Annotated in this window: 11 protein-coding genes; 7 read left to right on the top strand and 4 right to left on the bottom strand. The window is 70.2% G+C overall.

Features of this window, described 5'->3' with window-relative positions:
- Positions 1-9: 9 nt before the first annotated feature.
- The 4 genes from OG623_RS33435 to OG623_RS33420 all read right to left on the bottom strand — a co-directional run bounded on the left by OG623_RS33435 (position 10) and on the right by OG623_RS33420 (position 2,391).
- The gene (locus OG623_RS33435; RefSeq protein ID WP_406151351.1) at positions 10-504 is read right to left on the bottom strand and encodes a GNAT family N-acetyltransferase; all 495 of its coding nucleotides are present in this window, start codon (positions 502-504) and stop codon (positions 10-12) included.
- On the bottom strand, positions 477-881 hold the full coding sequence (locus tag OG623_RS33430) for a DUF1992 domain-containing protein (protein ID WP_406151350.1): 405 nt from the start codon (positions 879-881) through the stop codon (positions 477-479). The genes OG623_RS33435 and OG623_RS33430 overlap by 28 nt, the downstream gene beginning before the upstream one ends.
- Positions 882-990: 109 nt before the next feature.
- Positions 991-1,788, bottom strand: a complete 798-nt coding sequence (locus tag OG623_RS33425) for a tyrosine-protein phosphatase (RefSeq protein WP_406151349.1) — start codon at positions 1,786-1,788, stop codon at positions 991-993.
- A gap of 108 nt (positions 1,789-1,896) precedes the next feature.
- Positions 1,897-2,391 (bottom strand): DUF6325 family protein, encoded by a 495-nt coding sequence (locus OG623_RS33420; protein ID WP_406151348.1) that lies wholly within the window; start codon positions 2,389-2,391, stop codon positions 1,897-1,899.
- A gap of 151 nt (positions 2,392-2,542) precedes the next feature.
- Between OG623_RS33420 and OG623_RS33415 the strand changes: the two genes are divergently transcribed.
- From OG623_RS33415 to rho, 7 genes are all read left to right on the top strand, one after another.
- Entirely contained in the window at positions 2,543-2,962 is a 420-nt protein-coding gene (locus tag OG623_RS33415) for a helix-turn-helix transcriptional regulator (protein ID WP_406151347.1), read from the top strand.
- 10 nt (positions 2,963-2,972) lie between these two features.
- Complete coding sequence (locus OG623_RS33410) at positions 2,973-3,386, top strand: VOC family protein (RefSeq protein WP_406151346.1); 414 nt, start codon at positions 2,973-2,975, stop codon at positions 3,384-3,386.
- An 89-nt stretch (positions 3,387-3,475) separates the two neighbouring features.
- Positions 3,476-5,866: an ATP-binding cassette domain-containing protein gene (locus OG623_RS33405; RefSeq protein WP_406151345.1), complete on the top strand. Its 2,391-nt coding sequence runs from the start codon at positions 3,476-3,478 to the stop codon at positions 5,864-5,866.
- A 125-nt stretch (positions 5,867-5,991) separates the two neighbouring features.
- The gene (locus OG623_RS33400; RefSeq protein ID WP_406151344.1) at positions 5,992-7,848 is read left to right on the top strand and encodes a methylmalonyl-CoA mutase family protein; all 1,857 of its coding nucleotides are present in this window, start codon (positions 5,992-5,994) and stop codon (positions 7,846-7,848) included.
- Positions 7,848-10,082, top strand: coding sequence for a methylmalonyl-CoA mutase (gene scpA, locus OG623_RS33395; protein ID WP_406151343.1), 2,235 nt, complete (start codon positions 7,848-7,850; stop codon positions 10,080-10,082). The genes OG623_RS33400 and scpA overlap by 1 nt, the downstream gene beginning before the upstream one ends.
- A gap of 11 nt (positions 10,083-10,093) precedes the next feature.
- Positions 10,094-11,083, top strand: coding sequence for a methylmalonyl Co-A mutase-associated GTPase MeaB (gene meaB, locus OG623_RS33390; protein ID WP_406151342.1), 990 nt, complete (start codon positions 10,094-10,096; stop codon positions 11,081-11,083).
- Between the two features lie 250 nt (positions 11,084-11,333).
- Positions 11,334-12,485: a transcription termination factor Rho gene (rho, locus tag OG623_RS33385; RefSeq protein ID WP_406151341.1), complete on the top strand. Its 1,152-nt coding sequence runs from the start codon at positions 11,334-11,336 to the stop codon at positions 12,483-12,485.
- The last annotated feature ends 3 nt before the right edge of the window (positions 12,486-12,488 follow it).

Here is a 12,488-nt window from a genome sequence, read left to right as displayed (position 1 = left end):
ACCGGCGGTTCAGGGGCTTTCGTCGACCGGCAGCGTCAGCTCGGGCCGGTCCCACATCACCGCGGGAGGACGGGCCAGGACCGTACCCGTGCGCTCGGCGCCGACGCCGCGGTAGAAGCCCTCGGCGGGCGGATGCGCGACCACCCGCACGGCGGTGAGGCCCGCACGACGGGCCTCACCGCGCAGGTGGCCGATCAGGAGCCGTCCGATGCCCTGCCCCTGGGCGTCGTCGGCGACGAACATCAGGTCGAGTTCGGGCGGGGACAGGATCAACGCGTAGAAGCCGAGCACACGGCCCTCGTCGTTCACCGCCACGTGCACGGCGTGGGCCTCGATGTAGTCCGGGCCGATCCTGTACCCCGCCACCATGGGCGCGTAGTGCCCCTCGTAGGCGCGTGACCTGGTGACCAGGCGGGTGAGCCGCCTGGCGTCCCCCGGCAGGGCCCGTCTGATGTGGACGCCTCCGCGCACGGCGATCAGCGCCCGCCCCGCTCCTCGTGCCACCGCGCGACGACCGCCTCGATGTCGAACGGCCTCAGATTCAGCGGCGGGCCCTCCGGCGGCCTGGCCAGCGCCTCGCGGATCAGCTGGTTCATCTCCGTCAGAATGCGCCTGGCCTCGGCCTCCGACCGGGCCTGGGACGCCTCGTGCAGGGCGTCCTCGGCCGCCTTCCGCAGTGTCAGCGAGGGCGGGAGCGCGGACAGTCCCTCGCGCTCCATCTTCGCCTTGACCCACCACATCGCGTCGTAGGGCCCTTCGAGACCGGGAATCGGTTTGCCCGCACCCGGCAGGTCGGCGAAGGCGCCTCGCTCCTCGGCCTCCCTGATCTGCCGGTCCACCCACGTCTCGAAGCTGACCCCTGCGGGTTTGCGCTCGGTCACCGGTGCCCCTTCTCCCCATCCGTACCGGACGGCGCCGTGTTCGGCCGGAGACGCCCGGACCTGCGTATCCCAGCCTACCGAGGGGTGCGGCCTGTCGGACGGGGACGGCTCATGCGGGGACGGCCAGATCCGCGCGCAGCCGCTCGGCCACGGCCGGAGCAAGACGCAGCGCCTTGCTGAGGTAGCCGTCGAGTCCGCCCCAGCGCTCGTCCATCGCGTCCAGGGCCGCCTCCAGATACCGGGGGCGTGCCTCGATGACCGCGGAGGCGATCTCCGGGTCGCCGCCCTCTTCGAGAAAGCGCCGCACCGCGGGCCCGAAGGCGGCACGCACCGCGCGGTTCACCGCGAGGAACTCCGCCCGTACGACGTCACGCGACGCACCCGCCATCATCAGCAGCAGCGCGGTGGCCCAGCCCGTCCGGTCCTTCCCGGTCGCGCAGTGGAAGAGCAGCGGTCTCGCACGCGGATCCGCGACGGTGTCGAGGAAGGCGCGGTAGGCGGCCGCCGCCCCCGGGGAGAGCACCATCTTGCGGTAGGTCTGCGCGAACAGTTCCTCCGCCTTCCCGCAGCCGAGCAGCCGGGCTGCTCCGTCCGGGTCACCGAGCAGCGCCTTGAGCCGCGCGGGCGCCACGCCCGGGTTGTCACCGAGTACGTCGGCGACGAAGAGCCTCGCGCCCGCCGGCAGCCGGTCGGGCTCCCAGCGGCGCTCGTCGGCGGTGCGCAGGTCGACGACGGTACGGATGCCGAGCGCGGCCACCGCCATGTCGTGCTCCGCGTCGAGGGCGCTCAGCTGCCCCGAGCGCAGGAGGATTCCCTGCCGCAGGCGACGGTGGCGCCCCAGGGCGATACCGCCGAGATCACGGAGATTGACAACGGTGGCTGCGGGGACGGCCCGGGCGGTCTGCACGATGAACTGCCTCTTTCCCGACAGACTGCAGGTCGGAATCAACGTCGCACGGCGTGCGAATATCGACAAAGGGAACGTGAGGTACCGGGAAACCGGCCGGTCAAGGACTCAGTCGGCGAGGATCCTTGTCTTCTGCGCCGCGAATTCCGCGTCGGTGAGCACGCCTCGCTGCTTCAGGTCGGCGAGCCTTTCGAGCAGCGTGATGACGTCGTCCCCACCGTCCGCGGGGACGCGCTCGTGCGACAGGAGCAGGCCCCCGGCCTGCTGGACCGTCCGGGTGAGCGGGACCGACCACAGGTCCTCCCACACGATCAGCGCGGCAGAGCTCTCCTCGGGCAGCCGTTCGAGCACATCGAGCCCCGTGACCGGCGGCAGGCCGGCAGGCAGTTCGTCCGGTGGCTCGAACGCCACCAGGCCCTGGGGATCCATCTCCCGCAGCTCGACGTGTGTGAGGGAGCCGTCGGCGGCTCTTCGGGCGAAGGCCAGATCGAGGATGCGTACCGCCTCGGACCCGACGGCGTCGGCCAGTACGGGCGCGATCGCGTCGGCGAAACGTCCGCCGGGAAAGGTGACGACGAGGTACTCCACGGGTCCCACGGCCACGGTGCGTCCTTCCCCTGCGGTTCTGGGTCGACAGCAGCTTAACTTCGGGCAATCCGTGACGCACTGTGAAAATGAATGACAGAAGGGGCACATCCCGACCGCGGGCCGCCGTCGGGGCCGTCGGGACTCCCCGCCGTGGGATGCTGGTGGTGTGACGCTGGAAGACCTCGTCCGGCTGCGCCGGGCCCGTGACCGGATGGACCGCGACTACGCGGAGCCGCTCGATGTCGCCGCGCTCGCTCGCGAAGCCCTCATGTCGGCGGGCCATTTCTCCCGCAGCTTCCGCGCCGCGTACGGGGAGACGCCGTACAGCTATCTGATGACGCGCAGGATCGAGCGGGCGAAGGCGTTGCTGCGACGGGGCGACCTCAGCGTGACGGAGGTCTGCTTCGCGGTCGGCTGTACCTCGCTGGGCTCCTTCAGCTCGCGGTTCACGGAGCTGGTCGGCGAGAGCCCGAACGCGTACCGGGCGCGCCCTCATGACGCGGGCGCCGCCATCCCTGCCTGCGTCGCCAAGATCCATACACGACCGGTCAGGAATGGAGAAGCAAAAGCTTCCCGCCGCCCGTAGCGTCATCCCTATGGAAATCAATCTTTCGACCTGTTTCATCGCCGTCGACGACCACGACAAGGCGCTGGCCTTCTACCGGGACATCCTGGGCTTCGAGGTGCGCAACGACGTCGGATTCGAGGGGATGCGCTGGGTGACCGTCGGATCGCCGTCGCAGCCGGACGTGGAGATCGTCCTCGAACCCCCGCTCGCGGACCCCAACGCCTCCCCCGCCGACAAGGCGACCATGGCGGAACTGCTGGCGAAGGGCCTGCTGCGCGGTGTCATCTTCAGGACCGACGACTGCGACGCCACCTTCGAGCACATCCGCGCGGCGGGCGGCGAGGTGCTACAGGAGCCCGTCGACCAGCCGTACGGCGTCCGCGACTGCGCCTTCCGCGACCCCTCGGGCAACATGCTGCGCTTCAACCAGTCCCGTAGCTGATCCGCCCCTGACCGAACCGACACGCTCCGACGGACGGCCGGCGACGGGCCGCGCGGGCGGACCGCTCAGCAGATGGAGACATGACCAGCATGGCCACGAGGACGGACCGGCGGTCGCCCGCGCCGCACGCTGCCGACAGCCACGACCTGATCCGCGTGCACGGCGCGCGCGTGAACAATCTCAGAGACGTCAGCGTCGAGATACCCAAGCGCCGGCTGACGGTGTTCACCGGCGTATCGGGATCGGGCAAGAGCTCGCTGGTGTTCAGCACGATCGCCGCGGAGTCCCAGCGGATGATCAACGAGACGTACAGCTCCTTCGTGCAGGGTTTCATGCCGACGCTGGCACGGCCCGAGGTCGACGTACTCGACGGGCTGACGACCGCGATCACCGTCGACCAGCAGCGAATGGGGTCCGACCCCCGCTCCACGGTCGGCACCGCCACCGACGCCAACGCGATGCTGCGCATCCTCTTCAGCCGACTGGGCAAGCCGCACATCGGCCCGCCCGGCGCGTTCTCCTTCAACACCGCGTCGGTGAGCGCGAGCGGCGGGATCACCGTCGACCGCGGTAGTGCCAGGACCAGGACCGTGAAGGCGACCTTCAAGCGCACCGGCGGGATGTGCACGCGCTGCGAGGGCCGGGGCTCGGTCTCCGACATCGACCTCAGCCAGCTCTACGACGACACCAAGTCGCTGGCCGATGGCGCGTTCACCATTCCCGGCTGGAAGTCGGACAGCCAGTGGACCGTGCAGGTCTACGCCCAGTCGGGTTTCGTCGACCCGGACAAGCCGATCCGTGAGTACACGAAGAAGGAACTCCAGGCCTTCCTCCACGGTGAGCCGGTCAAGGTCAAGGTCAACGGCGTCAACCTCACCTACGAGGGGCTGATCCCCAAGATCCAGAAGTCGTTCCTGTCCAAGGACAAGGAGGCGATGCAGCCGCACATCCGGGCGTTCGTGGAGCGCGCGGTCACCTTCACCACCTGCCCCGAGTGCGACGGCACCCGCCTCAGCGAGGGCGCCAGGTCGTCGAAGATCCGGCGGATCAGCATCGCCGACGCCTGTGCGATGGAGATCCGTCACCTGGCCGAATGGGTGCGCGACCTGGACGAGCCGTCGGTGAAGCCGCTGCTCGTCGCGTTGCAGCAGACCCTCGACTCGTTCGCGGAGATCGGCCTCGGCTATCTCTCGCTGGACCGGCCGGCCGGCACGCTGTCGGGCGGCGAGGCGCAGCGCGTCAAGATGGTCCGTCATCTGGGTTCCTCGCTCACCGACGTCACCTATGTCTTCGACGAGCCCACCATCGGTCTGCACCCGCACGACATCCAGCGGATGAACGACCTGCTGCTGAGGCTGCGGGACAAGGGCAACACGGTCCTCGTGGTGGAGCACAAGCCGGAGACCATCGCCATCGCCGACCACATCGTCGACCTCGGCCCCGGGGCGGGTAGCGAGGGCGGCACCGTCTGCTTCGAGGGAACCGTCGAGGGGCTGCGGGCCGGCGGCACCGTCACCGGGCGCCACTTCGACGACCGGGCCGCCGTCAAGGAGTCGGTGCGCAGGCCCACCGGTGCGCTGGAGATCCGCGGGGCGTCGGCGCACAACCTCCAGAACGTCGACGTCGACATCCCCCTCGGGGTGCTGACCGTCGTCACCGGCGTCGCCGGTTCGGGCAAGAGCTCGCTGGTGCACGGGTCGGTCCCGGCCGGCGAGGACGTGGTGTCGGTCGACCAGAGCCCCATCAAGGGCTCCAGGCGCAGCAACCCGGCCACGTACACCGGTCTCCTCGACCCGGTCCGCAAGGCGTTCGCCAAGGCCAACGGGGTGAAGCCGGCGCTGTTCAGCGCGAACTCCGAGGGTGCCTGCCCCACGTGCAACGGCGCCGGCGTCATCTACACCGACCTGGGGGTGATGGCCACCACCGCGACGACCTGCGAGGACTGCGAGGGGAAGCGGTTCGACGCGTCGGTACTCGACTACCACCTCGGTGACCGTGACATCAGCGAGGTGCTCGCGATGTCGGTGGCCGAGGCCGAGGAGTTCTTCGGCACCGGCGACGCGCGCACACCGGCCGCACACCGTGTCCTCGGCCGGCTGGCCGATGTGGGGCTCGGCTACCTCCGCCTCGGCCAGCCGCTCACCACGCTGTCCGGCGGCGAGCGCCAGCGGCTCAAGCTCGCCACCCACATGGCCGAGAAGGGCGGCATCTACGTACTCGACGAGCCGACCGCGGGTCTGCATCCGGCCGATGTCCAGCAGCTGCTCGGGCTGCTCGACCGGCTCGTCGACTCCGGGAAGTCGGTCATCGTCGTCGAGCACCATCAGGCGGTCATGGCGCACGCGGACTGGATCATCGACCTCGGGCCGGGCGCGGGACACGACGGGGGCCGGATCGTCTTCGAGGGCACACCGGCCGATCTCGTCGCCGACCGCTCCACCCTCACCGGAGAGCACCTCGCCGCCTACGTGGGCGCCTGACGGTGTCTCCGCGGACAAGGCCGCCACAAGAGCGCTCTACCCAGAGAATCCAGCACATTTCGGAGAGTGCAAGGTCACAGCCGGTGGCCCTGCTGCTCGTCAGAGCGCTGACCTAGCATCTGAGCATGACGGTCCTGCCTGCTGACGGGCTTTCCCGGGCCGCCGAGTTTCCCGACCCTTCCCACGACCAGTGGCAGACCCTTGTCGAAGGTGTACTGCGCAAGTCGGGCAAGGAAGTCACGGGCTCGGCCGCCGAGGAAGCACTGTCCACCGCGCTCGGGGACGGGCTCACAGTCCGCCCTCTGTACACCTCGACGGACGCATCGGCGGACCCCGGTCTGCCCGGCTTCGCACCCTTCACCCGGGGCAGCAGGGCGACGGGGAACACCACGGACGGCTGGGATGTGCGCCAGCGCCACGAACTCACCGATCCCGTACGCCTCAACGAGGCCCTGCTCGGCGACCTGGAGAACGGCGTCACGTCGCTCTGGCTCACCGTCGGCGGCCCCGGCGGGGTTCCGGTGTCCGGCCTCGCCCGCGCCCTCGACGGTGTCTATCTCGATCTGGCGCCCGTCGTGCTGGACGCGGGCGACGATCCCGAGCCCGCGATCCGTGAGCTGCTCGGGCTCCACGAGGCCCGGGGCATCGCCAAGGGGGCCGTACGCGGCAGCCTCGGGCTTGATCCGTTCGGGCGGTCGGCGCGTACGGGCGCGGAGCCGGAGCTCGACACCGCCGTCCGGTGGGCAGGGCTGTGTTCCCGCGAGTATCCGGGGCTGCGCTCCCTGGCCGTGGACGCACTGCCGTACCACGAGGCGGGTGGCTCCGCCGCGGAGGAGCTCGGGCTCTCGCTGGCCACCGGTGTGGCCTGTCTCCGCGCGCTGACGGCGTCGGGGCTCTCCGTCCAGGAGGCCTGCGCGCAGTTGGAGTTCCGGTACGCCGCGACGGCCGACCAGTTCCTGACGATCGCGAAGCTGCGCGCCGCCCGGCGGCTGTGGGCGCGTATCGCCGAAGTCTGCGGCGCCCCGGCCGACGGGGCGCAGCGGCAGCACGCCGTGACCTCGCCGGTGATGATGACGCGCCGTGATCCGTGGGTGAACATGCTGCGGACGACGCTGGCCTGTCTGGGTGCCGGGGTCGGCGGCGCCGAGTCCGTCACCGTGCTGCCGTTCGATCACGCACTGGGCCTGCCGGACGCGTTCGCCCGGCGGATCGCCCGCAACACCTCGACGATCCTGATGGAGGAGTCGCATCTGGCCAGGGTGACGGACCCGGCGGGCGGTTCCTGGTACGTGGAGCGGCTCACAGATGAACTCGCCGCTGCCTCCTGGGCGTTCTTCCAGGAGATCGAGCGCGCGGGCGGCCAGGCGGCCGCACTCGGCTCCGGCATGGTCGAGGAGCGGCTCGCGGCCACCTGGGCGGCCAGGAGCAGGGATCTGGCGCGGCGCAAGGAGCCGGTGACCGGGGTCAGTGAATTCCCGGCCATCGACGAGCGTCAGGTGGAGCGCGAGCCCGTGCCCGCCACGCCGTCGGGAGGCGGACTGCCCAAGGTCAGGCGCGACGAGGCGTTCGAGACACTGCGCGCCAGGTCGGACGCGCATCTCGCGGCCACGGGCAGCCGGCCGAAGGTCTTCGTCGCGGCCCTCGGGCCCGCCTCGGTGCACACCGCACGGGCTTCCTTCGCGGCGAATCTCTTCCTGTCGGGCGGCATCGAGCCCGTCCAGAAGCCGGCCTCGGTCGACGCGTCGACCGCCGCGGCGGCCTTCGCCGCCAGTGGTGCGACAGCCGCCTGTCTGTGCTCCACGGGCGCCCTCTACGCCGAGCAGGCGGACGACGTCGTCTCGGCCCTCAGGTCCGCCGGCGCCGAACAGATCTTCCTCGCAGGCCGTCCTGGCGAGTACGCCGGGGCCGACGTCCATGTGTTCGCCGGCTGCGACGTGGTCGCCGTCCTCTCCTCCGAACTCGACCGCATGGGAGTGGCGTGATGCAGACCCCCGAGACAACGGTCCCCTCCGGGAACCCCGTTCCGGACTTCTCCGACATCGCGCTGACCGGCGGGGCCCCCGCCGAGGCCTCCGATGACCAGTGGCACGCCGCGGTGAAGGAGTCGGCGGGCCGGTCCGAGGACGAGCTGCTCTGGGAGACTCCGGAGGGCATCGAGGTCAAGCCGCTGTACACCGGGCGGGACCTGGAGGGCCTGGACTTCCTGGGGACGTATCCAGGGATCGCTCCGTATGTGCGTGGCCCGTATCCGACGATGTATGTCAATCAGCCCTGGACGATCCGTCAGTACGCCGGTTTCTCCACGGCGGAGGAGTCCAACGCCTTCTACCGGCGTAACCTCGCGGCGGGCCAGAAGGGCCTGTCCATCGCGTTCGACCTGCCCACCCACCGCGGCTACGACAGCGACCACCCCCGGGTGACCGGCGATGTCGGGATGGCGGGCGTGGCGATCGACTCGATCTACGACATGCGCCAGTTGTTCGACGGGATTCCGCTGGACCGGATGTCGGTGTCGATGACGATGAACGGTGCGGTGCTGCCGGTCCTGGCCCTGTACATCGTGGCCGCCGAGGAGCAGGGTGTGCCGGCCGAGAAGCTGGCCGGGACCATCCAGAACGACATCCTCAAGGAGTTCATGGTCCGCAACACCTACATCTACCCGCCGGGACCGTCGATGCGGATCATCTCGGACATCTTCGCGTTCACCTCGCAGAAGATGCCCCGCTACAACTCCATCTCGATCTCCGGCTACCACATCCAGGAAGCCGGGGCCACGGCCGACCTGGAGCTCGCCTACACCCTGGCCGACGGGGTGGAGTACCTACGGGCCGGGCAGGCGGCCGGCCTGGACGTCGACGCGTTCGCCCCTCGCCTCTCCTTCTTCTGGGCGATCGGCATGAACTTCTTCATGGAGATCGCGAAGCTGCGGGCGGCACGGCTGCTGTGGGCGCGCCTGGTCAAGGAGTTCGGCCCGAAGAACCCGAAGTCGCTGTCGCTGCGTACGCATTCGCAGACCTCGGGGTGGTCGTTGACCGCACAGGACGTGTTCAACAACGTGACGCGTACGTGTGTGGAGGCGATGGCTGCGACGCAGGGGCACACCCAGTCGCTGCACACCAACGCCCTCGACGAAGCACTCGCACTGCCCACCGACTTCTCCGCGCGTATTGCCCGTAACACGCAGTTGCTGTTGCAGCAGGAGTCGGGCACGACCCGGGTCATCGACCCGTGGGGCGGCAGCGCGTACGTGGAGAAACTGACACACGATCTGGCGGAGCGGGCCTGGCAGCACATCGAGGAGGTCGAGGCAGCCGGCGGCATGGCCAAGGCCATCGACGCGGGCATCCCCAAGCTCCGCATCGAGGAAGCCGCGGCCCGCACCCAGGCCCGCATCGACGCCGGACGCCAGCCCGTCATCGGCGTCAACAAATACCGCGTCGAGACCGACGAGAAGATCGACGTACTCAAGGTCGACAACACCTCCGTCCGCACCCAGCAGATCGAGAAGCTCCGCCGCCTGCGCGAGGAGCGCGACGAGACGGCCTGTCAGGATGCCCTGCGCGCCCTGGCGACGTCGGCGGAGCGGGAGCCCGGTCCGGGTCTCGAGGGCAATCTGCTGGCGCTGGCCGTGGACGCGGCCCGGGCGATGGCGACCGTCGGTGAGATCTCCGACGCGCTGGAGAAGGTGTACGGCAGGCACGCGGGCCAGATCCGTACGATCTCCGGCGTCTACCGCAAAGAGGCAGGAGAGTCCCCGTCCGTGGACCGCACCCGCACCCTCGTCGACGCCTTCGAGGAAGCCGAAGGACGCCGCCCGCGCATCCTCGTCGCCAAGATGGGCCAGGACGGCCACGACCGCGGCCAGAAAGTCATCGCCACCGCCTTCGCCGACCTCGGCTTCGACGTCGACGTCGGCCCCCTCTTCCAGACCCCCGCGGAAGTCGCACGCCAGGCCGTCGAAGCCGACGTACACATCGTCGGCGTCTCCTCACTCGCCGCCGGCCACCTCACCCTCGTACCCGCCCTGCGCCAGGAACTGGCGGCCGAGGGCCGCGAGGACATCATGATCGTCGTGGGTGGGGTGATCCCGCCGCAGGACATCGAGGCCCTGCACGAGGCGGGTGCCGCCGCGGTGTTCCCGCCCGGCACCGTGATCCCCGACGCCGCCCACGACCTGGTCGTGCGGCTCGGTGCCGCGCTCGGCCACGAGCTGTGAGCCGGTGACACATGGCGGGAAACATCGACATCGACGCGTACGTCAAGGGAGTGCTCGACGGGAAGCGCGCGTTCGTGGCACGCGCGATCACTCTCGTCGAGTCGACCCGTCCCGACCACCGGGTGCTGGCCCAGCGGTTGCTGAGTGAGCTGCTGCCCCGTTCGGGGCAGGCCAGGCGCATCGGGATCAGCGGGGTTCCCGGCGTGGGGAAGTCCACGTTCATCGACGCGCTCGGCACCCTGCTGACAGGGCTCGGCCACCGGGTCGCCGTGCTGGCCGTCGACCCCTCGTCCAGCCGTACGGGCGGCTCCATCCTGGGTGACAAGACCCGGATGGAGCGCCTGGCGGTGGACGCGCGGGCGTTCGTACGCCCCTCCCCCACCGCGGGGACACTCGGCGGGGTGGCCAAGGCGACCCGCGAGTCGATCGTGGTGATGGAGGCCGCCGGCTACGACGTGGTGCTGGTGGAGACCGTCGGCGTCGGGCAGTCGGAGACCGCGGTCGCCAACATGGTCGACACCTTCCTGCTGCTCACCCTGGCCCGGACCGGCGACCAGTTGCAGGGCATCAAGAAGGGTGTCCTGGAGCTGGCCGACGCCATCGCGGTCAACAAGGCGGACGGCCCGCACGAGCGGGACGCCCGCTCGGCCGCGCGTGAACTGGCGGGCGCGCTGCGCCTGATGCACCCCGTGGACGCGGCCTGGACTCCCCCGGTGCTGACCTGCAGCGCCAGGGAGTCGACCGGTCTCGACACCCTGTGGGAGCGGCTGGAACAGCACCGTTCGCTCCTGGAGTCCACCGGGCGGCTCTCGGCCAAGCGCCGTGACCAGCAGGTGGACTGGACCTGGGCGATGGTCCGCGACGAGCTGCTCGACAGTCTGCGCGGCCACCCCGCGGTGCGCACGCTCGCACCGGAGCTCGAACGGAGCGTCCGCGGTGGTGAGCTGACCGCCACGCTGGCCGCCGAGCGGATCCTGCGGGCATTCCGCGGGGACGTCTGAGAGACCCGGGAGGGGGTCTTCCCTCTCCCGGGCTCACGTGGTAGGTTGCACGCAGCACTCGTGAACGCCCGATCAGGGCGCCGGTGCTTTTCTCCCGCTGTTGCGCCCGTCGTCAAACGACCGGCGATCCAGCTTTTCGCACCCCTTCCCGTGTCCGGTCCGGGCTTTCCTGCCCGTCGTACGAGGCGTGATGTGAGCCGCCTTGCCTTCGCCGGACCTCTCATTCGCCATGTCCGCGAAAGGACCAGTCATGACCAGCACACTCGAACGCCCCGCAGTCCCGCAGAACCAGCCCGTCCGCACCGCCGGTGTCCTCGACACCACGCACAACGGACATGGCGTACTGCGCACCGACGGTGGCCATCCCTCCCCCCGCGACGTCCAGGTGTCGCCCGCGCTCATCCGGCGGTACGCCCTGCGCAAGGGCGATGTCGTCGAAGGGACCTGCGAGCGTCCTCGCGCGCTGTCCGGCGTCGACGCCGTCAACGGCCGTGCGGTGCACGAGCTCCGCGGTCGTCCCCACTTCCGTGACCTCACCCCGCTCCACCCTCGGGAGCGTCTGCGCCTGGAGAGGCAGGACGGGGGCCCGGCCCCGCGGATCATCGATCTCGTCTCGCCCGTCGGCAAGGGCCAGCGCGGTCTGATCGTCGCACCGCCGAAGACCGGCAAGACCGTGCTGCTTCAGCAGATCGCCGCGTCGGTCGCCGTCAACCACCCGGAGTGCCAACTGATGGTGGTCCTCCTGGACGAACGCCCCGAAGAAGTCACGGACATGCGCCGGTCCGTGCGCGGCGAGGTCTATGCCTCCACCTTCGACCGGCCCGCCAAGGAGCATGTCGCGCTCGCCGATCTCGTCGTGGAACGTGCCAAGCGGCTGGTCGAACAGGGCCAGGACGTGGTGATCCTCCTCGACTCCCTCACCCGGCTGTGCCGCGCGCACAACAACGGCGCCGGGGCCGGCGGCCGCACCCTGAGCGGTGGCGTGGACGCCGCGGCGCTCATCGGCCCCAAGAAGCTCTTCGGCGCGGCCCGGCTCGCCGAGGAGGGCGGTTCGCTCACCATCCTGGCGACCGTGCTGGTGGACACCGGCTCACGCGCCGACGACTACTTCTTCGAGGAGCTCAAGAGCACCGGCAACATGGAGCTGCGCCTCGACCGGACATCGGCCGACCGGCGGATCTTCCCCGCGGTCGACATCACAGGCTCCGGCACCCGCCGCGAGGAACTCCTGCTGCCCGCCGGGGAACTGGCGGCCGTACGGGGGCTGAGGCGCGCCCTGCGCTCCAGGGACACCCAGGCGACGCTCGAAGCGCTGCTGGACAAGATCCGCAGGACGCCCGACAACGCCGCCTTCCTCCGCCAGGTCCAGCACACCGTCCCCGACGCGCAGCCGACCGCGTGAGCT

This window comes from Streptomyces sp. NBC_01012 (assembly GCF_045162755.1).
In the GTDB taxonomy this organism is placed as follows: Bacteria; Actinomycetota; Actinomycetes; order Streptomycetales; family Streptomycetaceae; genus Streptomyces.
This window is presented reverse-complemented; position numbering and strand designations above follow the sequence as displayed.